Raw genomic sequence first — 23,073 nt, 5'->3', positions numbered from 1 at the left:
ACAGTCGGGTGTCTGAGCACCCCTTTTAATTTTTACGCAGGGTAAAATAATTCCCATTGTTAATGTTTGATGGCAGTCACGTTTTTCTGAAAAATGCTGAAAAACTGGATTAAAAACCGTCACTTTGCAGCGTTAAATCCGAATGAGGCTCTCCTGACAACCGAAAAACGGTGCCAAGATACCTCATTCAGATGATTAATTACGAGGTGAAAAATAAATCCAGCGAATATGACTAAGCTACAGCCTAGATCAAGGAGGATGTGTCGACGTGAAATAATTGTGAAAAGTTTGCGGTAGTGGCTTCTGCGAGCTGTTCAACGCTGACGCCTTTGAGTACCGCCATATAATCGGCCACGTCGCGCACGTAAGCAGGCTGATTCTCTTTCCCACGGTGAGGGACCGGTGCCAGATACGGCGAATCAGTTTCCACCAACAGGCGGTCAAGCGGTACATAGCGCGCCACTTCGCGTAAGGCTTCAGCGTTTCGGAAAGTCACAATGCCGGAGAAAGAAATGTAGAAACCGAGATCCAACAGGAACTCAGCGGTGGGCAGATCTTCGGTAAAACAATGCAGAACGCCACCGCACTCCCCTGCATTTTCCTCTTTGAGGATATCCAGCGTATCCTGGCGCGCATCGCGGGTATGCACGATCACCGGTTTATTGAGCGCGCGGCCAATGCGGATGTGCTCGCGGAACGAATCCTGTTGCAACTTCAGCTGGTGCGCTTCTTTCTGATAGAAGTAATCCAGACCGGTTTCCCCCATCGCCACAACCTTCGGACTGGCTGCCAGACGGCGCAGTTCGGCAAATTCATAACCATCGTCAATGTTCAGCGGATGAACGCCGCAGGAAAACGCCACGTCCGGGCGATCGCCAATCAGTTGCGTCATCGCCTCATAGCCCGGCAATGTGGTTGCCACCGCCAGCATAAATTTCACGTCACGCTCGCGCGCCTTTTCCAGCACGTTATCCACGCCTGAATGAAGTTCGTTGTAATCCAGGCTGTCGAGGTGACAGTGGGAATCGACTAAAAACATAGTAGTTAACTCATTACGATTAAAGTGGGGTTCAGCGCATCATGCCTGAGCTGAAGTGGGAAGGAGACACGGCGCCCTGCAGCATTTGTTCCCATTCCAGCAGCTGTTCGGTGAGCAGCAGTTCGCGGTTCACACCCACGATAGACAGCAACTGCTGACGACACTGCATCCAGGCCGATACCGACTGTTGCAGCGAGGCGTTGGACTGCGCACTGGCCAGCAACGCGATAAGCGGCTGCTGATCATGATTGAGAATAAACTGCGCCGCGTGTTGCTGCCATTTGATGGCATCAAGCAGCAGCGAGGCCAGCCAGTAGATGCGGTCAGCGGCATCGTCATGGTTTAGCTGCGTCAGCAGCGACAACATATCCTGCTGCTGACACTGGATGTAAAGCTGCTGGCAAAGCGCCACGCGCTGTTTCCAGCGTTCCGGCTGCAACAGCTCTAGCGCAGAAAGCGGTGCACCGTTGGTCAGGCGTAATGCGGTTTTAACTGAAACCGGATCGGTGTTCATCTGGCGGTTGATCCACTGCACCGATAATGCTTCTTCAGGCACCGGCAGATGCCAGTAGAAACAGCGGCTGCGGATGGTCGCCAGTAAAGACGAAGGTTCCCGACAGCCCAGCAGGAAATAGGTCCCGGCGGGCGGTTCTTCCAGCGTTTTGAGCAAGGCATTGGCGGCGGCTTCCGTCAGCAATTCGGTCTGCGGGATCCACACCACTTTCGCCCCACCCTGCTGCGAATAGTTGTACAACGTTTCAATCAGCTGACGCACAGGGTCGATGCCCAGTGAGTTTTTACCTTTTTCCGGCTGCAACACGTGCCAGTCAGGGTGGTTTCCGGCAATCATCAACTGGCAGCTGTGGCATTTGCCGCAGCTCTTTTCGCCGTCTTTATGCTGACACAGTAACCAGCGGCTCAGACCGTAAACCAGCGCTTCATCACCCATGCCCGCAGCAACGTGCATCAGCACAGCGTGATGTCCGCGACCGGCCTGATATTGTCCGATCAGTTGGCGATAGGGGGCACTCAGCCACGGATACCAGCTCATAACGCGTGGCCTTGTGCAGCGACCTGCTGCTGATCGAACCAGTTTTTCAATGTCTGTTCGATGGACGCGGTCACCTGCTCAATGGTTTGCGACGCATCGATGGTTTTGATGCGGCTGTCTTCGGCGGCCAGTTCCAGATAGCGGGCACGCGTACGTTCGAAGAACGGCAGAGCTTCCTGCTCGATACGATCCAGCTCACCGCGCGCACGGGCGCGTTGCAGACCAATTGCCGGCGGCAGGTCGAGATACAACGTCAGATCCGGGCGGAAGTCGCCAAGCACGGTGTCGCGCAGCGAACTCATAAGTTTGGCGTCAATACCGCGACCACCGCCCTGATAGGCTTGCGAAGAGAGATCGTGACGATCGCCAACCACCCAGGCACCGCGCGCCAGCGCAGGCAGGATCACGGTTTCCACCAGTTGAACGCGCGCGGCGTACAGCATCAGCACTTCCGCTTTGACGGTCGGTTTTTCACCTTCCACGCCGCGCTTAAATAAATCCCGCAGCTTTTCTGCCAGCGGCGTACCGCCTGGCTCACGGGTGAAAATGATTTCTTCGACGCCATGCTGGCGCAATGCATTCACAACCACTTCATGAGCGGTCGTTTTGCCCGCCCCTTCAAGGCCTTCAATTACAATGAAGTTACTTTTCATTCTTATTCTTCAGAGCCTCTAAATACACGCGAACCGCCTTGTTATGATTCTCAAGGTTAGTGCTGAAAGTATGCCCGCCTTTGCCGTCAGCGACAAAATAAAGATAAGCCGTTTTTGCGGGATGCGCCGCAGCCTCAAGCGAAGCTTCACTTGGCATCGCGATTGGCGACGGTGGCAGACCGGATATCACGTAGGTATTGTACGGCGTTGGCGTCTCAAGATCTTTCTTGCGGATATTGCCGGTGTAGCTATCACCCATCCCATAAATGACCGTTGGATCGGTTTGCAGACGCATACCAATTCTCAACCGGTTAATGAAAACGGAAGCCACTTCCGCACGTTCGCCTTTAACCGCGGTTTCTTTTTCAATGATCGACGCCATGGTCATCATATCGGCCGGGGTCTTGTACGGCAGAGAATCTGCTCGCCCTTTCCAGATATCGGCAACGGTTTTTTCCATCCGCACGTGAGCACGTTTTAGCAGCGATAAATCCGTCATGCCGGCGGTGTAATGATAAGTATCAGGATACAGCCAGCCTTCCGCATTTTTGGTATCGGTCATGCCCAGCGCTGCTGCGATCTCTTCGCCGCTCTTACCTTTTAGCTCGTGTTTGATGAATTCCGAGCTATCGAGTACTTTCATCCAGTCACTCAGTTTGAATCCTTCCACGAAGCGGATGCTGAACTGCGCCTCTTTGCCACTTTTCAGCAGCACGAGCATCTGGCGAATCGTCATACCTTTCTCAAAGCGATAGGTGCCCGCTTTGAACTCACTTAATTCTGGTTCAAGACGCAAGAGCCACGGAAACCACGGGTTAGGTTTCATGAGCTTTTTATCGATCAGTAACGTTTCCAGCACCACACGGCCTGTGCCTGCTGGCAGGGTAAAGATGGTTTCACTGCTGACGTTAATCGGCCGGTCAGCAAACTGTTTCACTTTGTGATAGGCAAACGCCACTGCCCCGAGCAGGATCAGGACTATCAGGGCGAAGATTTTGGTCTTTTTGTTTGTCATTTTTTGTTCACTTATTAACAGCTATGGCGCAGAAAATCGTACAAATGACGCGAGGAGTAATGGCGCTTATCTACTTGCGTCACCGGTAATAATGGCATTAATGCATTACAAATCAGGACCTCATCGGCATCGGCCAGCGTCCCGGGTGCTTCGCTGACGATATCTACCGTCCATTCAGTGCTGGCATCCAGTTCGCGGATTAGGTGCTGACGCATAATGCCGTCAACGCCGGACTGCGATAAATCCGGGGTATAAACGCGGGTTCCCTTGCGCCAGAATAAATTGGCCGCACAGCATTCCACCAGGCAACCGGACGTGTCAACCACCAGCGCTTCATTGGCGTCCGTCTGGTCAAGATGCATGCGGATCATGACCTGTTCAAGCCGGTTAAGATGCTTGATACCCGCCAGCAGCGGATTTTTGCTCAGTGCTACCGGGCTTGAGCCCAGCGTCACGCCCTGCTTACGCCACTGATGATAATGCGCGGGATAATCTGACACAGTGACGATGCGCGTTGGCAGAGTGCAACCTGCGGCGCTGTAACCACGTCCACCCTGCCCGCGGGTGAGAATCACTTTGACCACGCCTTCTTCGCGTTCGGCAGCTGCCAGAATCATTTCAGCTTCCAGCGCCTGCCAGTCTGCATTGTCAATCATGAGGACGCTGGCAGCACGTTGCAGCCGGGAGATGTGCTGCGGCAAAAACTGAATATTGCCGTCAATCACCCGCGCGGTGGTAAAACATCCGTCGCCGAATTGCACAGCGCGGTCGCCTGCCAGCAATGTCTTCGTTGCCACACCGTTAATCCACATGGTTATACCCTCCGGGCGCACTATTCTGACAGCAGAGCCTGCGTGAGCAGACATAACGCAACAAGTGGAGCATTCCTACTTTATCGCACGAAAACGCTCAACGGGCCTGAACACGCATTCTGTTGAGCTGTCGTTTGAGACTTCAGCGCTTTTATGCAGACAGCAAAAAGGCCCGATTAACGGGCCTTTCATTTCAGCATCACTGACTGACTCAGACTTTACGGAACACCAGAGAACCGTTGGTGCCACCGAATCCGAACGAGTTACACAGTGTGTACTCCATCCCTTTGACCTGCCGCGCTTCGTGAGCCACGAAATCGAGATCGCAACCTTCATCTGGATTGTCCAGATTGATGGTTGGTGGAACTGCCTGATCACGCAAAGAGAGAACGGTGAAGATAGATTCCACTGCGCCCGCTGCACCTAACAGGTGGCCAGTCATCGACTTAGTGGAACTCACCAGAACTTTGTGCGCATCCGCACCAAAGACTGACTTCACAGCCTGTGCTTCGGCTTTATCGCCCGCTGCGGTAGATGTACCGTGTGCGTTGATATAACCAATGGCAGAAGCAGAGATGCCAGCATCGTTTAATGCGTTTTTCATCGCCAGAGCGGCACCAGCCCCGTCTTCAGGCGGCGAAGTCATGTGGTACGCATCGCTGCTCATCCCAAAACCGACGAGCTCAGCATAAATCTTTGCACCACGTTTGCGGGCGTGTTCGTACTCTTCCAGCACCATGATACCGGCGCCGTCACCAAGAACGAATCCGTCTCTCTCTTTATCCCATGGACGGCTCGCCGCCTGTGGATTGTCATTACGCGTTGATAACGCGCGGGCCGCGCCAAAACCACCGACACCCAGCGGGGTACTGGCTTTTTCTGCGCCGCCTGCCAGCATCACGTCTGCGTCATTATACGCAATGATACGTGCCGCATGGCCAATGTTGTGTACGCCAGAAGTACAGGCTGTTGCAATAGAAATACTCGGTCCACGTAATCCAAACATAATGCTCAAATGACCGGCAATCATGTTTACGATAGTTGATGGAACGAAGAAAGGACTAATTCTGCGCGGTCCGCCGTTAACCAATGAGGTGTGGTTTTCTTCTATCAGACCAAGCCCGCCGATGCCGGAACCGATCGCCGCACCAATGCGTGTCGCGTTCTCAGCGTTCACTTCAAGCCCTGAGTCTCGCATGGCTTGAATACCGGCAGTAATACCATACTGAATAAAGGCATCCATCTTGCGGGCATCTTTGCGCGAGATGAATTCTTCACAGTTAAAATCTTTTACTAAGCCAGCAAACCGTGTTGCATAGGCGCTAGTATCAAAATGGTCGATCAGGCTAATGCCACTCTGACCGGCAAGGAGAGCGTTCCAAGTGGACTCTACAGTATTGCCGACAGGAGAAAGCATGCCCAGTCCAGTCACTACAACTCGACGCTTAGACACGGGTGTCCTCCAGGGAGGGAAAAAAGTAGTAATACCGTGGGCTAAAAAAAACTTAGGCGGTCAAATGACCGCCTAACTATCTAAACTTAAAGCATGTACGCTTACTGTTGGCTAGCGTTGATAAAATCAATTGCTGCCTGAACAGTAGTGATTTTTTCAGCTTCTTCGTCAGGGATCTCGGTATCAAACTCTTCTTCCAGAGCCATAACCAGCTCAACGGTGTCGAGAGAATCAGCGCCAAGGTCGTCTACGAAAGATGCAGCATTCACTACTTCTTCCTGTTTAACACCCAGCTGTTCAACGATGATTTTCTTAACGCGTTCTTCGATAGTGCTCATACTCTTAAATTTCCTATCAAAACTCGCTTTCGCGATGGTTTTCGTAGTGTATAAAATGTTGAAAAAGATGCAACTAAATCCAGGCTATTCAAACCACGAATTTGCTCTATTTTGCGGTTTTTACCGCAAAAAACGCAAATAGTTTCGTAATTTTTAAATCATGTACATGCCGCCATTGACATGTAATGTTTCGCCCGTGATGTAGCTGGCCTCGTCAGAGGCTAAAAAAGCAACGGCGCTGGCAATTTCTTTGGCATCGCCCAACCGGTTGGCTGGAACTGATGACAAAATGCCTGCGCGTTGATCATCTGTCAACGCCCTTGTCATATCCGTCTCAATAAAGCCGGGAGCCACGACGTTGACAGTAATGCCACGTGAAGCAACTTCACGCGCCAAAGACTTACTAAAACCAATCAAGCCAGCTTTAGCCGCCGCGTAGTTCGCCTGCCCTGCGTTACCCATGGTGCCAACAACGGAACCAATTGTAATAATCCGTCCACACCGTTTCTTCATCATAGCCCGCATGACAGCTTTTGACAGCCGAAACACCGAAGTCAGATTCGTATCCAGGATATCCTGCCACTCATCATCCTTCATACGCATGAGAAGGTTATCACGGGTGATGCCGGCATTATTAACTAAAATGTCAATTTCGCCAAATTCAGCTCGAATCGTCGCCAATACTTGCTCAATAGATGCAGAATCAACCACATTGAGCATGATCCCTTTGCCATTTTCGCCTAAATATTCGCCGATCGCTTCCGCGCCTTTCTCGCTGGTCGCGGTGCCGATCACTTTCGCGCCGCCAGCAACCAGTTTTTCTGCGATAGCGCGGCCAATACCACGGCTGGCACCGGTAACCAGTGCAATTTTGCCTTCGAAGCTCATATTATCCTCTTTTATTGCTCAAGCGCCGCTGCCAGACTCGCCGTGTCATTCACTGCGGCAGCTGTCAGGGTGTCAACAATACGTTTAGTCAGACCAGTCAGTACTTTGCCCGGCCCTACTTCTAATAACTGCTCTACACCCTGTGCGGCCATGAATTCGACAGACTCAGTCCAGCGTACCGGGCTGTATAACTGACGAACCAACGCGCTGCGGATGGCTTCCGGCGAGGATTCTACTTTAACATCAACGTTGTTTACCACAGAGAACTGCGGTGCACTGAAGGTGATGTTTTCAAGCGCAACGGCCATTTTGTCTGCCGCTGGCTTCATTAAAGCACAGTGGGAAGGCACGCTGACAGGTAACGGTAACGCACGTTTTGCACCCGCAGCCTTACAGGCAGCACCAGCGCGCTCAACGGCTTCTTTGTTGCCCGCAATCACCACCTGACCCGGTGAATTGAAATTCACCGGAGAAACAACCTGACCCTGCGCGGACTCTTCACACGCTTTGGCGATCGCGTCGTTATCCAGACCGATGATGGCATACATAGCACCTGTTCCTGCAGGGACTGCTTCCTGCATCAGTTTGCCACGCAGTTCAACCAGCGAAATTGCCTGTTTGAAATCCAGCACACCGGCACAGACCAGCGCAGAATATTCCCCCAGGCTGTGGCCTGCCATCAGAACAGGCTGAGTGCCTTTCTGCTGCTGCCAGACGCGCCAGATAGCCACGGAGGCCGCCAGCAACGCAGGCTGTGTCTGCCAGGTTTTATTCAGTTCTTCAGCAGGCCCTTCTTGCACCAGCTGCCATAAATCGTACCCCAGCACCGAAGAAGCCTCGGCAAATGTTTCTTCAACAACTGGATGCGCAGCGGCTAAATCAGCCAGCATACCAAGCGTCTGAGAACCCTGACCAGGGAAAACAACTGCAATTTTTGTCATTTTTATGATCCTGTTAAATCAAAAACGTACCAGCGCCGAGCCCCAGGTAAAGCCACCGCCAAATGCTTCGAGCAATACTAATTGCCCGCGCTGAATTCTGCCATCACGCACTGCTTCGTCAAATGCCGCAGGCACCGAGGCCGCAGAGGTATTACCATGACGATCCAGCGTGACCACGACTTTTTCCATCCCCATGCCCAGCTTTTTCGCTGTGGCACTGATGATGCGCAGGTTCGCCTGATGCGGAACCAGCCAGTCAAGTTCGGAACGATCGAGATTATTCGCCGTCAGCGTTTCATCAACAATATGCGCCAGTTCAGTCACTGCGACTTTGAAGACTTCGTTACCGGCCATAGTAACGTAGGCAGGTTTTTCCGGCTCAGTCTGGCTTGGATACGGTAACGTCAGCAAATTGCCATAATGGCCGTCTGCGTGCATGTGAGTGGAAATAATACCCTGCTCTTCGGATGCACCAAGCAAAACTGCGCCCGCGCCATCGCCAAAGAGGATCACCGTACCGCGATCCTGAGGATCTAGTTTACGGGAAAGCACATCAGAACCGATCACCAGTGCATGTTTTACTGCACCGTTCTTGATGTATTGATCCGCCACGCTCAGCGCATAGGTAAACCCTGCGCAAGCAGCGGCCAGATCGAACGCTGCGCAATCCTTGATACCCAGCATATTCTGCAACTGGCAGGCTGAACTCGGGAAAGCATGTGAAGATGAGGTTGTTGCAACAATGATTAAACCTACGTCGCTTGCGCTGACGCCGGCCATTTCAAGTGCTTTTTCTGCTGCGTGCAGGCCCATTGTGGCCACAGTCTCATCCGGAGCAGCGATACGACGTTCACGAATACCTGTGCGGGTGACAATCCACTCGTCGGAGGTATCCACCATTTTTTCTAAGTCGGCATTAGACCGAACTTGCACGGGCAAATAGCTCCCCGTACCGAGAATCTTTGTATACATGTACGATCAGTCACTCTTGGGTAATACAGCTTCAAGGCGCGCGGCGATCCGCTGAGGGACCTGCCGCTGCACCGCCTGCACGGCCTGTTCGATAGCAACAGCAAACGCACGCTGATTTGCTCCACCGTGGCTTTTAATAACGATGCCGCGTAATCCTAACAAACATGCGCCATTATACTGGTCGGGGTTGAGATGGCTAAAACGCTTTAGCAATTTCTTCTGTAAAATCCGACCCAACCACTTCAACCACCAGGCCTTCTTGCCACCCTCTCCAGAGGATTTTAACAGTGACAAAAACATCCTTATTACACCTTCCATGGTTTTAAGCGTAACATTTCCGACGAAACCATCACACACCATCACATCGGTCTTGCCAGTCAGAAGGTCATTGCCTTCAAGATAGCCGATATAGTTGATAGCCGTGGTTTTTTTTAAAATAGCAGCGGCTTCGCGGATGTTATCGAGCCCTTTGCTTTCTTCTTCACCGATGTTCAGTAAGGCGACGCGAGGGTGAGTAATCCCCACCACCTGCTCCGCCATAACTGCACCCATCACGGCAAACTGAACCAGCATCGTGCTGTCACACTCAACATTCGCCCCCAGATCAAGCACCACCGTTTTACTACGCTGCTGATTGGGCAATACGCTCATCAGCGCCGGGCGCTCAATACCCTCTAAGGGTTTAACAACCAGCTTCGCTAATCCCATCAACGCGCCGGTATTTCCCGCGCTAACGCACGCCTGTGCATCACCACTTTTAATCAGTTCCAGCGCCACACGCATTGAGCTTCCTTTACTGGCGCGTATAGCTTGCGACGCTCGCATGTCGTTGGCTATGACGGACTCAGCAGGAATTATCCGAATTCGTTCTAACAAAGAAGGATCGGTTTTGGCTAAAAAAGGTGTGATGGCGTCGGGGATTCCGACCAAAAGAAGGTCTAATTCAGAATTAGAGATAAGTGCCTGCAATGAAGCAGGCACTGTGACGGATGGACCGAAGTCCCCGCCCATTACATCTAACGCGAGGGTTAGACGAGTCAAGGTATCGCCTTGCTAGCACTTATCACGTGAATAAGTAGCTGGCAAATATCAGCCGATAACCTTGCGACCGCGGTAGAAACCGTCGGCAGTGATGTGGTGACGCAGGTGAGTTTCACCAGAAGTCTTGTCCACAGACAGAGTGGAAGTGGTCAGAGCATCGTGTGAACGACGCATGCCACGTTTAGAACGGGTTGGTTTATTCTGTTGTACGGCCATGGACCTTACTCCTTAATTACTTTTCTTTAAACTCGCTAATACGGCAAATGGATTTGGTTTCTCCACCTCTGCAGGCAGTTTACCGAATACCATGTCCGCGTCGGACACTTCACAGTGTTCAGATTCATGTACCGGAACGACAGGCAGTGAAAGAATGATTTCGTCTTCAATCATCGCCAGCAGATCAACTTCGCCAAACTCATCGACTTCGATCGGCTCGTACGCTTCCGGTAATGCTTCAGCCTGTTCATCATTGCGGACAGGACTAAAACAATATGTTGCGTGAACCTGGTGCTCAAACGTCTTACCACATCTCTGGCATTCCAGAGTCACAGTAACATCAGACTGACCATTAATAACGGCCAGACGCAGATTGTCGATATCAAACGACAAAGAAGTTTGGACATCAGAATCAACGCTCACCACTGATGCCGCTAATCGTGTCACCTGACCAGGCGAATAGATACCGGAGTAGTCTAAACGCTTTTGGGCTGTACGAATCGCATCAACGGCTAAGGGTAATTTTACTTTTTGCATAGGGCGCGCATATTAACTTTGTAACGACATAGAGTCAAAGAAAAAGGCCTCAAAACCGCACCTTTCACCAATATTCGCTTCCACAGCGGCCAACAGTTTAAAATGTACGATTGAATAACGCTACGCTTTGTGAAAAAAATTATGACAACACTTCCTGCAAAACTGCTTTTGGCCTCTACGTCAGTCTACAGAAAGGCGCTGCTTGATAAGACCGGCCTCGCGTTTACCTGTGCTGCACCCGACATTGATGAAACGCCGCTGGAGGCTGAGAAACCAGAGGTTCTGGTGCAGCGACTGGCACAATCTAAAGCCTTCGCACTGAGCAACTCGCACCCCGAACATCTGATTATCGGGTCTGATCAGGTTTGCGTCATCGACGGCCACATCACCGGTAAACCCTATACATTCGAAAATGCTTTTCGTCAGCTGCGCGCTGCCAGCGGTAAAACCGTGACCTTTTATACCGGCCTCAGTCTGTTCGACGCGCGAACTTCACAAGCGCAGACATTGTGCGAAACCTTTGATGTCACGTTCAGGGCATTAACCGATGAGGAAATTTCCGGTTATCTGCACCGTGAGCAACCTTACGACTGCGCAGGCAGTTTCAAATGTGAAGGGTTAGGGATTACTTTATTTGAGAGCCTGACCGGTCGTGACCCAAACACCTTGATTGGTTTACCGCTGATTGCGCTTTTGGGCATGCTGCGCGGGCATAATGTTAATCCGCTGCTTTAGTTAGACGCACAAAAAAAAGGGCGCAATGTATGCGCCCTTTTCGCTCTAAAAATAGCTATAAGCATTCACTTATCGGGACGCGCTTTTTCCACGCAATACCTTGAGGCAGTTACGCAGTTTGGCGTCCATCGGAGCCTCAATGCGCATCGTCTCGCCGGTACTCGGATGCTCAAAACGCAGTGCTGCCGCGTGCAGGAACAGACGGTTCAGGCCGGTTCCAGACAATTTGGCATCGAATTCGCGCTCACCGTAGCGATCATCAAATGCGATTGGATGCCCCGCATGTAACGCATGAACGCGGATCTGATGCGTTCTGCCGGTCACCGGACTGGCCTTCACCAGCGTGGCAAACTCGTAGCGCTCTTCAATTTTGAATCGCGTTTCAGAAGGCTTACCTTCAGCATTCACACGAACAATCCGTTCGCCGCTTTGCAAAATATTTTTCAGCAAAGGTGCCTGTACGACTTTGCAATGGGAAGGCCATTCGCCCTGAACCAGTGCCAGATAGTCTTTCTGCATACTCTTGATACGCAACTGCTCATGTAATGAACGCAGCGCAGACCGCTTTTTGGCAACCAGCAGAACACCGGAAGTATCCCGATCCAGGCGGTGAACCAGCTCAAGGAAACGGGCTTCCGGGCGCAATGCCCGTAATCCTTCGATAACGCCAAAGCTCAGCCCGCTGCCGCCGTGTACCGCAGTACCGGAGGGCTTATTGAGGATCAGCAAATGATCGTCTTCATAAAGGATGCAATCTGTGAGTGCCGCGACTTTATCGAGTTTGGCCGAAACAGGCGCTTCATCTTTTTCCGCGATTCTCACCGGCGGAACACGAACGACATCCCCGTCTAATAATTTGTATTCTGGCTTAATACGTTTTTTATTAACCCTGACTTCACCCTTACGCACGATGCGATAAATCATGCTTTTCGGCACGCCTTTTAGGATTTTTAGCAAGAAGTTGTCAATACGCTGACCGGCTTCATCTTCAGAAATGGGGATTAATTGTACAGCTGGATTCTCAGTTTTCATGGCTCGGGATTCTAAATATCAGGCACGATTCGCGCCACAGATTTTTATGTGCTTAACTCATAGCTTACCAGCAACTACCGTGGAAAACCTGCAAGAAAACCAGATAAAAAGCACGAGCAATGTGCATTACCTCGCAGATGATTAAGATTCTTGGTCATAACGGGAAAAGTCACCTTGCTATCACAGTGCCTGCAATGGAATAATGAAGTCACTTTCCGCGTTGTTTCTCTTAAGTTAGGGAAAACGCAGGAATTATAGATTTGCCTGATCGCACAAAAACGCAGCAATGGCGTAAGACGTAATGTGAAATCAAGCAATTAGCGGGCTGCGGGTTGCAGCTTGGCCGGCAAACGGAATGAGATCTGTAAACTTAAATTCAGAAGCTATTCCCCTAATAAAAGTGCTGCTTTCACAACGCTGGTGTCTTTAATACAGCAAAAGCAGACTTACCGAAATAATGCGCCCCTATGCAAGCGACAGCCGTGAGGTTGACGATTTGCGAGAAGACTCGGGGCCAACGGTTTATCCGGTCATGACGTCATTTTGCCCGCAGCTCTGTCAATAATGGAAAAATAACGAGTAAGTTAAGATGAAAAGAATGTTGATTAACGCAACTCAGCAAGAAGAGTTGCGCGTTGCCCTTGTAGATGGACAGCGTCTGTATGATTTGGATATTGAAAGTCCGGGCCATGAGCAGAAAAAAGCGAATATTTACAAAGGTAAAATCACCCGCATTGAACCTAGTCTGGAAGCGGCATTCGTAGATTACGGCGCAGAACGACACGGTTTCCTTCCTCTGAAAGAAATTTCCCGCGAATATTTCCCTAGCAATTATTCCTCACATGGCCGCCCGAACATCAAAGATGTTTTGCGCGAAGGTCAGGAAGTGATCGTTCAGGTTGATAAAGAAGAACGCGGAAACAAAGGCGCAGCGCTGACGACGTTTATCAGCCTGGCCGGTAGCTATCTGGTTCTGATGCCAAATAATCCACGTGCTGGGGGTATTTCCCGCCGGATTGAAGGTGATGACCGCACTGAATTAAAAGAAGCGTTATCTTCTCTGCAATTGCCTGATGGCATGGGCCTGATTGTGCGTACTGCCGGCGTCGGTAAATCCGCAGAAGCCCTGCAGTGGGACCTGACCTTCCGCCTTAAGCATTGGGATGCCATCAAGAAAGCCGCAGAAGGCCGCCCAGCACCCTTCCTGATTCATCAGGAAAGTAACGTTATCGTTCGTGCGTTTCGTGATTACCTGCGCCCGGACATCGGTGAAATCCTCATCGATAACCCAAAAGTTCTCGAACTGGCGAAAGAGCACATTGCCGCTCTGGGCCGTCCGGACTTCAGCAGCAAAATTAAGCCTTATGTTGGCGAAATACCGCTGTTTAGCCATTACCAGATTGAATCCCAGATTGAATCTGCATTCCAGCGTGAAGTGCGTCTGCCTTCCGGTGGCTCGATTGTCATCGATAGCACTGAAGCTCTGACTGCTATCGACATCAACTCCGCGCGTGCAACCCGCGGCGGCGATATCGAAGAAACCGCTTTTAATACCAACCTGGAAGCCGCAGACGAAATTGCCCGCCAGTTACGCCTGCGTGACTTGGGTGGCCTGATCGTTATTGACTTCATCGATATGACACCTGTGCGTCATCAGCGTGAAGTTGAAAACCGTCTGCGTGATGCAGTTCGTCAGGACCGTGCACGTATTCAAATCGGCCGCATCTCCCGCTTTGGTCTGCTTGAAATGTCCCGTCAACGCCTCAGCCCGTCACTGGGTGAGTCAACGCACCATATCTGCCCACGCTGCGCCGGTACCGGTACAGTGCGCGATAACGAATCGCTGTCCCTGTCGATTCTGCGTCTGATTGAAGAAGAAGCGCTGAAAGAAAACACCAAAGAAGTCCATGCGATTGTGCCAGTACCTATTGCCTCTTACCTGCTGAACGAAAAACGTGAATCGGTGAATGCCATCGAAAAACGTCAGGGTGGCGTGCGCGCAGTGATCGTACCAAACGATCAGATGCAAACTCCGCACTACCACGTTCTGCGTGTACGCAAAGGCGAAGAAATTTCTGCACTGAGCTACCTGCTTCCGCAGATTCACGAAGCCGAAATGCTGCAACCTTCTGAGGAAGTGCCGTCTGAACGCCGTCGCCCTGAGCAACCGGCCCTCGCCGCGTTTGCCCTGCAAGGCGAAGCGCCACCATCAGGCTTTGAACAAACCTCTGCTCCTGAAGAGCCAGTTCAGACACGCACCACAACAGTCAATGCACCTGCTGCGCCTGTTGCTGAGAAACCAGGGTTTGTCAGCCGTCTGTTGAGCGGTCTGAAAGGCTTGTTCGCACCGGAACCTCAGCAGGAAGTTAAACCTGTTGAAGTGCCTAAAGCTGAAACAGAAACCACTGAAGCCGCGGAAACCCGTCGCAACAACGATCGCCGCAATCAGCGTCGTCAGGGCGGACGTCGTGATCGCAATGGCGAACGCGGTGAGCGCACCGATCGTGGTAATCGTGGTGAAGGCCGTGATAACAATCGTGACAATCGTGGCGAAAGCCGTGACACTCGCGAAAATAACCGCGAACCGCGTGAAGATCAACGCCGTAACCGTCGTAATCCGGAACTGGTTGTTGCTGAAGCCCGCATCGAAGAAGTTGAAACTGTCGCCCGTGATGAGCAGCAGCAACAACCTCGCCGTGAGCGCTCCCGTCGCCGTTCTGATGACAAACGCAGAACACAGCCGGAAGAGAAAGTTCAGGATGTTGTGGTTCAGGAAATTGCCGCGCCGGTGGTCTCCGCACCTGTTGTACAAGAAGATGCCGACCAGGAAGATCGTCAGCCTGCTCAACGCCGTCAGCGTCGCCAGTTAACGCAAAAAGTACGCTTCGAATCAGAAGAAGTGGATCACGAAGCTGAAGCTGCTGCGCAATTGCTGATTACCGGTAGTCGCCCGGCTGAACGCCCTGTTGAGCCTGCCTTCACTTCCCATGAAGAAGCCGGTGCTGAAACCAATTACTCAGCAGATAACGATGACAACCAGAATGACAACGCCCGTGAAAACGGTATGCCACGTCGTTCACGTCGTTCGCCGCGTCACCTGCGCGTCAGCGGTCAACGTCGTCGTCGCTACCGCGATGAGCGTTATCCGACCCAATCACCAATGCCAATGGCTGGTGCTTTCGTTTCTCCGGAAATGGCATCAGGTAAAGTCTGGATCACCTACCCGGTTGCTCAGGCTTATGAACAGCATGTGAATGAGACCGAAGCGCCAGAAGTGCTTGCTCAGCAAGTTGAAATCGCGCAGGAAAATACTCCTGTGTTGAATGAAACGACCGAAGCTGCACCTCAGACTGTTGTGGAAACGCCGGTTAATGAACCAGCGAAAGTTGAGCCAGAAGCTGTTGTTGCAGAATTTGCGCCGCAAGAAACACCTGTAGAAGCGGCACCTGAAGTTGCTGCACAGCCTGTTGCCGATGAGCCTGTTCTGGTTGAACCAGAAACAGCTGAACCGGTACAGGAAACCCCAGTGGTTGCTGTTGCACCGAAAGCGCAAGAGCCGATTGTTGTGGAACCTGTCACTGTTATCGCTGAACCAGAAATTCAGGTTCAGGCACCGGTAGCGGCTCCAGAGGCTGAAGTGAAGGCTGAACCTGTTGCACAAGTTCAACCGGTTGTGGAAGCTGCGTCAGTTGCGGAAACGGCGATCAGCACTGAAGCGGCTGCACCGCGCTTCAAACTGCATGCTACAGCACCGATGACCAAAGCACCTGCGCCAGCTTACGTGCAAGAGCCGGCTCGTCACAGCGACTGGGTTCGCCCTGAGTTTGACTTTGAGGGTAAAGGTTCTGCAGGTGGTCATGCCGCCGTCAGCACGGCTACCGCACCGGCAACAAAACCTGAAATGCCATCAGAGTAATACTCTGACAGACTGGTAACAGGTATAAAAAAACCCGCCTCGGCGGGTTTTTTATTGCCTGAAACTTCCGGCGCATAAGACAGTTAAAGGCTGCGGGTAATCAAGCCAGTGTTTTAAGGCGGCGGATAGTCAGCTCATCAAGCTTACCTTCCAGACTTGCGGCGAAGCGCTGGAAGTGTTCAGTTTTATTATGTTGGTTCAGCGCGTCTTCCGATTTCCAGCGTTCGTAAAAGACAAAAGCTCCTTCTTTGTCGAGATCCCGATGAAGCTCATACTGCAAGCAACCCACTTCTTGTCGGCTGGGTTCAATCACCTCAAGTAAAGCTTCAGTTACCTGTGCCTTAAACTCCGGTTTAGCAGCAATAGTGGCAACAACTCTGATTTCCATAGTAGTTCTCCTGTTATTTTTGTCTTGCTTGCGGGTAACTCCGGCAAGCCCGGCGACTCACATCTGTCCCTACTATGACCCCTACCCCGCATTGATTTCAATACGAAGTTTATTTAACAGATGCAACCCAACGGTTTTGCGCTTATTCTTGTTCCCCGCCGTTAATGCTCCCATTACCGCACCTGATCCCAACATCTTGTCTCTCAATGCCGGAGTTTTGCCTGATGAACGCTACACCGCAAGTTTTGAAAATCCGCCGCCCAGATGACTGGCATATTCACCTTCGTGACGATGATATGCTCAGTACAGTACTACCGTTCACCAGCGAAGTTTTTGGCCGTGCGATTGTTATGCCAAACCTGACGCCGCCAGTGACCACTGTGGAAGCTGCCCTGGCATATCGCGCGCGCATCATGGCCGCTGTGCCTGCAGGCCATCACTTCACACCGCTGCTGACCTGCTATCTGACCGACTCTCTGGATCCGGATGAAATCGCCCGCGGTTTTGAGCAAGGCGTATTCACCGCCGCAAAACTTTACCCGGCCAATGCCACGACCAACTCCCAGCATGGTGTTTCTGACGTCAAGACCATTTATCCGGTACTGGAACGTATGCAAAAAATCGGCATGCCACTGCTCATCCACGGCGAAGTAACGCACAGTCATGTAGATATCTTCGATCGTGAAGCGTATTTCATTGATGAAGTGATGGAGCCGGTTCGCCGTCAGTTCCCTGAACTTAAGATTGTATTCGAACACATCACTACCAAAGATGCGGCTGAGTATGTTCTCGAGGGCAATCAGTATCTTGGTGCTACCATTACGCCGCAGCACCTGATGTTTAACCGCAACCACATGCTGGTGGGCGGCGTGCGACCACACCTTTTCTGCCTGCCTATTCTTAAACGTAATATTCATCAGGAAGCGTTGCGTAACGTAATCGCCAGCGGCGCTGATCGCTTCTTCCTCGGTACCGATTCCGCTCCTCACACCAAAGGCCGCAAGGAATCGAGCTGCGGCTGCGCAGGTTGTTTCAATGCACCTCTGGCAATGCCTGCCTATGCTACGGTATTCGAAGAGATGAATGCGCTGCATCACCTGGAAGCATTCTGTTCACTGAACGGCCCGCGTTTCTACGGTTTGCCGGTGAATGAAGATTTCATCGAACTGACGCGTATGGCGGTCACTCAGCCGGAAGAAATCGCGCTGGGCGAAGACTGCGTTGTTCCATTCCTGGCAGGGCAGACACTGAACTGGAAAGTGACAGCCTGCTAAACGCAGTTCAGAGTTGATCGTCAGTAATCCACCGCGCGATTTTCTCTTCATCTCCTTGTTGCGTAAACAGCAGATTGACTGTATAAATATACAGTCAATCTATTCAGGAGGTCCTATGCGTGTTGAAATCACTATCGATAAAACCAAACCTCTGCCTGTCGGTGCGCTCGACGCGCTATCAGGTGAATTGAGTAAAAGAATTAACAAACAATTTTCAGACCGCGAAAACAATATTCAGGTCCGCTACGCCGGTGCAAATAGCCTGTCGGTTTTGGGTGGAGCAAAAACTGACCGTGATCTGATCGAAGAAATTCTGCAGGAAACCTGGGAAAGTGCCGATGACTGGTTTTCAAATCAGAACGATGAGTAACGCGATGAAACGCCTGAAAATCAACCTGGCTGCCATACCTTATTTATAATAATCAGGTTTATTAAAACCACGCCGAAAGGCTATTTCAGTATTTTACCGGGCGTCGCAGTCCGGTTTTTTATTCCTCTCGCCTGTATAGAAAACACTCAGCGTGAAAATAAAATTTCCGTTAATTCCCAGATAATTCTTACCCCTCATATATCAACACAATTTTTTTACAATTAAATTGATTCAAACTCTCCTCAAAACGATTTAACTGTTTATACTGAAATAGCTCACCTGATAATGAGCCGCATTGATCCTCAGATAGTCACTCACGTTAGTCACTACAAGATAAGGGGTCTATATGGACAGAAATGATGAAGTTATTCAGACACACCCGCTTGTTGGTTGGGATATCAGTACGGTCGACTCTTATGACGCCATGATGATACGTCTCCATTACCTGTCTTCAAAAGACCAGACTCCAGAAAATGCTCAGGTAGACAGAACCCTTTGGTTGACTACCGACGTTGCCCGGCAATTGATTCACATTCTCGAAGCCGGCATAGAAAAGATCGAATCGAATGAGTACGAATACAGTGATCACCGAAAACACTAATCTTTACCTGCCAGCCTGAGGCACCAGCGATTGACATCCTGGTGCCTTTTTCTTTGTTCCCGCCCTGCTTGCCTTCGCTGCCGTAAACTCTCTATCATGACCCTAGCCAGATTGTTAAAAATTTTCGTCAGAGGAGTCTGTGTAACATGGATTATGATCTCATCGTCGTCGGCAGTGGCTCAGTAGGCTCTGCGGCAGGTTATTACGCCACCCGCGCCGGGTTGAAAGTCCTGATGATCGACAGTGCGATGCCGCCGCACAATGCAGGCAGCCATCACGGAGAAACGCGTCTAATCCGTCACGCCTATGGTGAAGGCGCACGTTACGTACCGATGCTGTTAAGAGCGCAAACGCTTTGGGACGAACTTGCGGAGGTCAGCGAAGAGAAGGTCTTTCATCGCAGCGGTGTACTGAATGTCGGACCGGAAAACTCAGAGTTTATCGCCAATGTGAAAAACAGCGCTGAAACTTATGACCTGACGACTAAGAACATGGATGCCGAAGAGATCCGCACAAAGTGGCCGCTGTTCACCCTGCCAGACGGTTATTGCGGCGTTTTTGAACCCAATTCAGGTTACCTGCAAAGTGAAATTGCCATCTCCGCTTATATCCGTCTGGCACGGGAAGCGGGCTGCGCGCAATTGTTTAACTGTCCGGTAGACAGCATAGAATGGCTGGAAGATGGCGTAGAAGTTTCTACCGCCGATGGTGTGTACCGTGGCGCGAAGCTGGCCGTTACCGCCGGTACCTGGGTGACTAAAATTCTCCCCGAACTGCCAGTGAAACCCCTGCGAAAAGTATTTGCCTGGTTCCATGCCGATGGACGCTACAGCGAAGAGAATCATTTCCCGGCGTTCACGCTGGAGACGATGCAAGGTGAACAATATTACGGCTTCCCGTCGGTAAAAGACGCACTAAAACTCGGTAAGCATAATGGTGGCCAGTGGATCACTGAACCGCAAGAGCGTAAACCCTATGGTGGTTTTAGTCAGGACGGAACGGAATCGTTTAACTTTTTCCGCCACTTCCTGCCGGGGGTGGGCGTTAATCTTCGCGGCGCGTCGTGCACTTACGACATGACCGAAGATGAAGACTTCATCATCGATACGTTACCTGACCGGGAAAATACCCTGGTGATTTCCGGACTTAGCGGACATGGTTTCAAGTTCGCCAGTGTTTTGGGCGAAATTGTTGCTCAATTCGCTAACAATCTTCCTATCTCCTTTAATCTGAAGCCCTTTTCGCTTTCCCGCTTCAAGTAATGTAAAAAATCTCACCGTCGTCTATATTCTGCCGACGGTGTTTCTTTTTTCAGTGGCAATGGGTTAATTTCGCTTTGAACCAGATCAATAGACTGGTATTTCCGAATTGACAGCATTATAGAAAAAAACATATGCTAGCCTAAGAAATCACAGGAGTGCTTTCTATCGCGTAATGATACGCACAACAAGGATGTAATATGAAACTATCAATTATAGAACCCTGTGGATTCACACGCTTAGGCATCTATTCTTATCTTATTGAGAATAATAATCTCGACATTATAGATTCCGTGAATATACCCAAGTCACTAAAATCTCTTCATGAATTCCAACCTGATGTGATTCTCGTTAACATGACACAATATTGTCATAGCGCAGAATTATCTGAGGAGTTGAAAGCTTTCTTTGAATACCGCCACACAGCCCGTATTTACTGTTACATCGATGCCAACTATCCCGATTGCGAAGAGCCGATTTCGATTACCCGCGAGGTCTTTATTCTCAATAAACAATCACTGACGTCATTGTTGCAGAACATTGCATTAACACCTGAATCATACATGCCGGGAAATAATGCCGGGCTGCCGAGAATGTTGTTCAGCGATCAGGAAATTCTGGTGATGAACTACTGGATGTCTGAAATGCCCAACTATCGTATCGCCAGGAAATTGAATATCAGCAGCCGTACGGTGTATGTTCATAAACGACATCTGGCGCAGAAAATAAAAGTACGTAACCGGCTAGAGTTCTGTTTCATTTATAATTTGATCAAGTATCTTTTCTGGCCTATTGATGACATTTCTGCCACACCAATGAGTCGCCAAATAAAAGATGACCTTTTGATGATTTATAAGGCCCACATCTGAAAATGCCCTGATTGCTCAGGTTTTTTTTATTCGCAAACCCTTCTGCACTCTTCAACAACGGCTCTTCCGCCTCCTGCGGTTGCACTCTCAATCCAGAAGCCTACAATGACTTCACGATTACCAGCCTCATTTTGAGGAGCCTCATAAAATGAATGTAATTGATAGAAGCGAAGTATCCCCCACAGAAATCACGGAAACATTGCTCTCTGTGATTCGTCTCATGCGTAAGCAGGTCGATGCTGCGATGTCCGCTCAGGGACTTTCGCTTGCCCGTGGTAAGTTATTGACCGCCATCGCACACGAGGGAACCTGCCGTCCGGGTGAACTTGCGCATGTGCTCCAGCAATCACCGAGAACCATTACTGACGCCATTGATGCAATGGATCGGGACGGTCTGCTTATCCGTAAACGCCATCCCACTGACCGTCGTTCGCAGCTGCTTGAGCTTACCGAAGCCGGTAAACAGGCGCTGGAGCAGGTAAAAAAACCCAAACAGGCGGCAATCGACCGGTTGTTTGATGGCTTAGACTCTCATGCCCGCCAGCAGTTAATGGCCTCGCTACGCAGCATTGAAGCACTGGCGCAGGATATCGAAGAGCAGAACAAAGCCTAACGATGAGGCGTTCCATCGCCGAGCAGGATAGCAATTTTGTGCCCTGCTGCGGTGGGCTCCAGGGCGATTTTAAGCACAATCGTCAGAGGAACCGACAGTAACATGCCCACCGGCCCCATCAGCCATCCCCAGAATATCAGCGAAATAAACACCACCAGCGTCGATAACCCCAGCCCTCGCCCGAGAATTTTTGGGTCGATAATGCTGCCGAAAATCACGTTGATCAGGATATAACCGCCAGTCACCATTATTCCGTCACTCACGCCGTTAAACAGGAAGGTCTGAATAATTGGCGGAATGGCCGCAATGAATGAGCCTATGTTAGGAATGTAGTTCAGCGCGAAAGCCAGCATGCCCCACAGGAAGGCAAAACGGACGCCGATAAATGCCAGCAACGCCCATACGGCAAGCCCGGTGACGACACTTATCAGAGTTTTGATCACCAGATAGCGCGTAACGCTGTCCAGCGCGCGCTGAACGTTCGCCATCCCTTTTCCCGGATCGTCGGAGAGTTGCTCGATTTTGTACGGCAGTTGCGTGACCTCCAGCAGCATGAAGGCGACCGTCATCAGCAATAAAAACAACCCGGCCATGGCATTCGAGAGATAACTTATCAGCTTACTCACCAGATTCAGCGTCGCGGCCGGGTCGATATACCCGGCCAACTGTTCCGGCGTGAAGGTCAGTTCACCTTGTGGAAAATAGGCGTCGTACTGCCGCAATTTCTCAACGATGATGCCGCGATACTGCGGCAATGTGCGGGCAAATTCATTGAGCGTCACCAGCAACGTTGAGGTGAGAAACACCATCACGCAAATCACCACCGTCGCCACCAGCATCACCGCGAGTGCACGCGGCACTCGCACTTTCTCCAGTAAGACAATTAACGGATTCAGGACGAAAGCCAGAAACAGCGCCAGAATGAACGGAACGATAATGTCAGCGGCTGACTTGATACCCGCGAAAATAACGACCAGCATGGCCATCATCACCACGATTTTCAGTCCCTGATTAGTCACTATGGTCTTTCGCATGATTGTCTCCTGATGATGATCGCTGG

Annotated in this window: 24 protein-coding genes; 8 read left to right on the top strand and 16 right to left on the bottom strand. The window is 50.9% G+C overall.

What is annotated here, in order from left to right:
- Nucleotides 1-244: 244 nt before the first annotated feature.
- The 13 genes from TU92_RS11650 to yceD form a co-directional block, all read right to left on the bottom strand.
- On the bottom strand, nucleotides 245-1,039 hold the full coding sequence (locus TU92_RS11650) for a metal-dependent hydrolase (RefSeq protein WP_112167320.1): 795 nt from the start codon (nucleotides 1,037-1,039) through the stop codon (nucleotides 245-247).
- Between the two features lie 31 nt (nucleotides 1,040-1,070).
- Nucleotides 1,071-2,090 (bottom strand): DNA polymerase III subunit delta', encoded by a 1,020-nt coding sequence (gene holB, locus TU92_RS11645; RefSeq protein ID WP_112167318.1) that lies wholly within the window; start codon nucleotides 2,088-2,090, stop codon nucleotides 1,071-1,073.
- Entirely contained in the window at nucleotides 2,087-2,743 is a 657-nt protein-coding gene (tmk, locus tag TU92_RS11640) for a dTMP kinase (RefSeq protein ID WP_112167316.1), read from the bottom strand. Before tmk ends, holB begins: the two co-directional genes overlap by 4 nt.
- Complete coding sequence (gene mltG, locus TU92_RS11635) at nucleotides 2,733-3,758, bottom strand: endolytic transglycosylase MltG (protein WP_112167314.1); 1,026 nt, start codon at nucleotides 3,756-3,758, stop codon at nucleotides 2,733-2,735. The genes tmk and mltG overlap by 11 nt, the downstream gene beginning before the upstream one ends.
- A 14-nt stretch (nucleotides 3,759-3,772) precedes the next feature.
- Nucleotides 3,773-4,570, bottom strand: a complete 798-nt coding sequence (pabC, locus tag TU92_RS11630; protein WP_112167312.1) for an aminodeoxychorismate lyase — start codon at nucleotides 4,568-4,570, stop codon at nucleotides 3,773-3,775.
- A 211-nt stretch (nucleotides 4,571-4,781) separates the two neighbouring features.
- The gene (gene fabF, locus TU92_RS11625; protein ID WP_112167310.1) at nucleotides 4,782-6,023 is read right to left on the bottom strand and encodes a beta-ketoacyl-ACP synthase II; all 1,242 of its coding nucleotides are present in this window, start codon (nucleotides 6,021-6,023) and stop codon (nucleotides 4,782-4,784) included.
- A gap of 101 nt (nucleotides 6,024-6,124) precedes the next feature.
- Nucleotides 6,125-6,361 (bottom strand): acyl carrier protein, encoded by a 237-nt coding sequence (acpP, locus tag TU92_RS11620; RefSeq protein ID WP_015690190.1) that lies wholly within the window; start codon nucleotides 6,359-6,361, stop codon nucleotides 6,125-6,127.
- Nucleotides 6,362-6,514: 153 nt separating this feature from the next.
- A complete protein-coding gene (gene fabG / locus TU92_RS11615; protein WP_013576245.1) occupies nucleotides 6,515-7,249 on the bottom strand; it encodes a 3-oxoacyl-ACP reductase FabG in 735 nt (244 codons plus the stop codon).
- A gap of 11 nt (nucleotides 7,250-7,260) precedes the next feature.
- Nucleotides 7,261-8,190 carry an ACP S-malonyltransferase gene (fabD, locus tag TU92_RS11610; RefSeq protein WP_112167308.1) on the bottom strand — a complete coding sequence of 310 codons (930 nt, stop codon included), beginning with the start codon at nucleotides 8,188-8,190 and terminating at the stop codon, nucleotides 7,261-7,263.
- Nucleotides 8,191-8,208: 18 nt separating this feature from the next.
- Complete coding sequence (locus tag TU92_RS11605; RefSeq protein WP_112167305.1) at nucleotides 8,209-9,162, bottom strand: beta-ketoacyl-ACP synthase III; 954 nt, start codon at nucleotides 9,160-9,162, stop codon at nucleotides 8,209-8,211.
- Nucleotides 9,163-9,168: 6 nt separating this feature from the next.
- Nucleotides 9,169-10,203, bottom strand: a complete 1,035-nt coding sequence (gene plsX / locus TU92_RS11600; RefSeq protein WP_112167303.1) for a phosphate acyltransferase PlsX — start codon at nucleotides 10,201-10,203, stop codon at nucleotides 9,169-9,171.
- A 48-nt stretch (nucleotides 10,204-10,251) separates the two neighbouring features.
- On the bottom strand, nucleotides 10,252-10,419 hold the full coding sequence (rpmF, locus tag TU92_RS11595; protein WP_013576249.1) for a 50S ribosomal protein L32: 168 nt from the start codon (nucleotides 10,417-10,419) through the stop codon (nucleotides 10,252-10,254).
- Between the two features lie 12 nt (nucleotides 10,420-10,431).
- Nucleotides 10,432-10,956 carry a 23S rRNA accumulation protein YceD gene (gene yceD, locus TU92_RS11590; protein ID WP_112167301.1) on the bottom strand — a complete coding sequence of 175 codons (525 nt, stop codon included), beginning with the start codon at nucleotides 10,954-10,956 and terminating at the stop codon, nucleotides 10,432-10,434.
- 141 nt (nucleotides 10,957-11,097) lie between these two features.
- On the opposite strand from yceD, the gene TU92_RS11585 reads away from it, so the two are divergent.
- Entirely contained in the window at nucleotides 11,098-11,691 is a 594-nt protein-coding gene (locus TU92_RS11585) for a Maf family protein (protein WP_112167299.1), read from the top strand.
- Between the two features lie 69 nt (nucleotides 11,692-11,760).
- Here TU92_RS11585 and rluC read toward each other — a convergent pair whose 3' ends face one another.
- On the bottom strand, nucleotides 11,761-12,723 hold the full coding sequence (rluC, locus tag TU92_RS11580; protein ID WP_112167298.1) for a 23S rRNA pseudouridine(955/2504/2580) synthase RluC: 963 nt from the start codon (nucleotides 12,721-12,723) through the stop codon (nucleotides 11,761-11,763).
- A 589-nt stretch (nucleotides 12,724-13,312) separates the two neighbouring features.
- On the opposite strand from rluC, the gene rne reads away from it, so the two are divergent.
- Nucleotides 13,313-16,639: a ribonuclease E gene (rne, locus tag TU92_RS11570; protein ID WP_112167296.1), complete on the top strand. Its 3,327-nt coding sequence runs from the start codon at nucleotides 13,313-13,315 to the stop codon at nucleotides 16,637-16,639.
- A gap of 100 nt (nucleotides 16,640-16,739) precedes the next feature.
- Here the strand turns inward: rne and TU92_RS11565 are convergent, their stop codons facing one another.
- Nucleotides 16,740-17,027 (bottom strand): putative quinol monooxygenase, encoded by a 288-nt coding sequence (locus TU92_RS11565; protein WP_112167294.1) that lies wholly within the window; start codon nucleotides 17,025-17,027, stop codon nucleotides 16,740-16,742.
- A 224-nt stretch (nucleotides 17,028-17,251) separates the two neighbouring features.
- On the opposite strand from TU92_RS11565, the gene pyrC reads away from it, so the two are divergent.
- The 6 genes from pyrC to TU92_RS11535 all read left to right on the top strand — a co-directional run bounded on the left by pyrC (nucleotide 17,252) and on the right by TU92_RS11535 (nucleotide 22,013).
- On the top strand, nucleotides 17,252-18,301 hold the full coding sequence (gene pyrC, locus TU92_RS11560) for a dihydroorotase (protein ID WP_112167292.1): 1,050 nt from the start codon (nucleotides 17,252-17,254) through the stop codon (nucleotides 18,299-18,301).
- Nucleotides 18,302-18,416: 115 nt separating this feature from the next.
- Nucleotides 18,417-18,671 (top strand): DNA damage-inducible protein I, encoded by a 255-nt coding sequence (gene dinI, locus TU92_RS11555; protein WP_056778732.1) that lies wholly within the window; start codon nucleotides 18,417-18,419, stop codon nucleotides 18,669-18,671.
- A 346-nt stretch (nucleotides 18,672-19,017) separates the two neighbouring features.
- The gene (gene bssS, locus TU92_RS11550; protein WP_056778730.1) at nucleotides 19,018-19,272 is read left to right on the top strand and encodes a biofilm formation regulator BssS; all 255 of its coding nucleotides are present in this window, start codon (nucleotides 19,018-19,020) and stop codon (nucleotides 19,270-19,272) included.
- Between the two features lie 146 nt (nucleotides 19,273-19,418).
- The gene (gene solA / locus TU92_RS11545; protein WP_112167290.1) at nucleotides 19,419-20,534 is read left to right on the top strand and encodes an N-methyl-L-tryptophan oxidase; all 1,116 of its coding nucleotides are present in this window, start codon (nucleotides 19,419-19,421) and stop codon (nucleotides 20,532-20,534) included.
- Nucleotides 20,535-20,731: 197 nt separating this feature from the next.
- Entirely contained in the window at nucleotides 20,732-21,400 is a 669-nt protein-coding gene (locus TU92_RS11540; protein WP_112167288.1) for a LuxR C-terminal-related transcriptional regulator, read from the top strand.
- Nucleotides 21,401-21,608: 208 nt separating this feature from the next.
- On the top strand, nucleotides 21,609-22,013 hold the full coding sequence (locus TU92_RS11535) for a MarR family winged helix-turn-helix transcriptional regulator (RefSeq protein WP_244207709.1): 405 nt from the start codon (nucleotides 21,609-21,611) through the stop codon (nucleotides 22,011-22,013).
- Here TU92_RS11535 and TU92_RS11530 read toward each other — a convergent pair.
- Complete coding sequence (locus TU92_RS11530) at nucleotides 22,010-23,047, bottom strand: AI-2E family transporter (protein ID WP_112167284.1); 1,038 nt, start codon at nucleotides 23,045-23,047, stop codon at nucleotides 22,010-22,012. The genes TU92_RS11535 and TU92_RS11530 overlap by 4 nt on opposite strands.
- Nucleotides 23,048-23,073 lie beyond the last annotated feature (26 nt).

The sequence above is a fragment of the Rahnella inusitata genome (genome assembly GCF_003263515.1).
In the GTDB taxonomy this organism is placed as follows: Bacteria; Pseudomonadota; Gammaproteobacteria; order Enterobacterales; family Enterobacteriaceae; genus Rahnella; species Rahnella inusitata.
This window is presented reverse-complemented; position numbering and strand designations above follow the sequence as displayed.

Excerpts from the sequence above, each read along its gene's own strand:
- TU92_RS11540 (WP_112167288.1), top strand. The coding sequence starts at position 20,732 with ATGAAACTATCAATTATAGAACCCTGTGGATTCACACGCTTAGGCATC.
- rpmF (WP_013576249.1), bottom strand. The coding sequence starts at position 10,419 with ATGGCCGTACAACAGAATAAACCAACCCGTTCTAAACGTGGCATGCGT.
- mltG (WP_112167314.1), bottom strand. The coding sequence starts at position 3,758 with ATGACAAACAAAAAGACCAAAATCTTCGCCCTGATAGTCCTGATCCTG.
- acpP (WP_015690190.1), bottom strand. The coding sequence starts at position 6,361 with ATGAGCACTATCGAAGAACGCGTTAAGAAAATCATCGTTGAACAGCTG.
- yceD (WP_112167301.1), bottom strand. The coding sequence starts at position 10,956 with ATGCAAAAAGTAAAATTACCCTTAGCCGTTGATGCGATTCGTACAGCC.
- pabC (WP_112167312.1), bottom strand. The coding sequence starts at position 4,570 with ATGTGGATTAACGGTGTGGCAACGAAGACATTGCTGGCAGGCGACCGC.
- tmk (WP_112167316.1), bottom strand. The coding sequence starts at position 2,743 with ATGAAAAGTAACTTCATTGTAATTGAAGGCCTTGAAGGGGCGGGCAAA.
- dinI (WP_056778732.1), top strand. The coding sequence starts at position 18,417 with ATGCGTGTTGAAATCACTATCGATAAAACCAAACCTCTGCCTGTCGGT.
- fabG (WP_013576245.1), bottom strand. The coding sequence starts at position 7,249 with ATGAGCTTCGAAGGCAAAATTGCACTGGTTACCGGTGCCAGCCGTGGT.
- TU92_RS11585 (WP_112167299.1), top strand. The coding sequence starts at position 11,098 with ATGACAACACTTCCTGCAAAACTGCTTTTGGCCTCTACGTCAGTCTAC.
- pyrC (WP_112167292.1), top strand. The coding sequence starts at position 17,252 with ATGAACGCTACACCGCAAGTTTTGAAAATCCGCCGCCCAGATGACTGG.
- TU92_RS11530 (WP_112167284.1), bottom strand. The coding sequence starts at position 23,047 with ATGCGAAAGACCATAGTGACTAATCAGGGACTGAAAATCGTGGTGATG.
- TU92_RS11650 (WP_112167320.1), bottom strand. The coding sequence starts at position 1,039 with ATGTTTTTAGTCGATTCCCACTGTCACCTCGACAGCCTGGATTACAAC.
- fabD (WP_112167308.1), bottom strand. The coding sequence starts at position 8,190 with ATGACAAAAATTGCAGTTGTTTTCCCTGGTCAGGGTTCTCAGACGCTT.
- holB (WP_112167318.1), bottom strand. The coding sequence starts at position 2,090 with ATGAGCTGGTATCCGTGGCTGAGTGCCCCCTATCGCCAACTGATCGGA.
- rluC (WP_112167298.1), bottom strand. The coding sequence starts at position 12,723 with ATGAAAACTGAGAATCCAGCTGTACAATTAATCCCCATTTCTGAAGAT.
- rne (WP_112167296.1), top strand. The coding sequence starts at position 13,313 with ATGAAAAGAATGTTGATTAACGCAACTCAGCAAGAAGAGTTGCGCGTT.
- solA (WP_112167290.1), top strand. The coding sequence starts at position 19,419 with ATGGATTATGATCTCATCGTCGTCGGCAGTGGCTCAGTAGGCTCTGCG.
- TU92_RS11605 (WP_112167305.1), bottom strand. The coding sequence starts at position 9,162 with ATGTATACAAAGATTCTCGGTACGGGGAGCTATTTGCCCGTGCAAGTT.
- TU92_RS11565 (WP_112167294.1), bottom strand. The coding sequence starts at position 17,027 with ATGGAAATCAGAGTTGTTGCCACTATTGCTGCTAAACCGGAGTTTAAG.
- bssS (WP_056778730.1), top strand. The coding sequence starts at position 19,018 with ATGGACAGAAATGATGAAGTTATTCAGACACACCCGCTTGTTGGTTGG.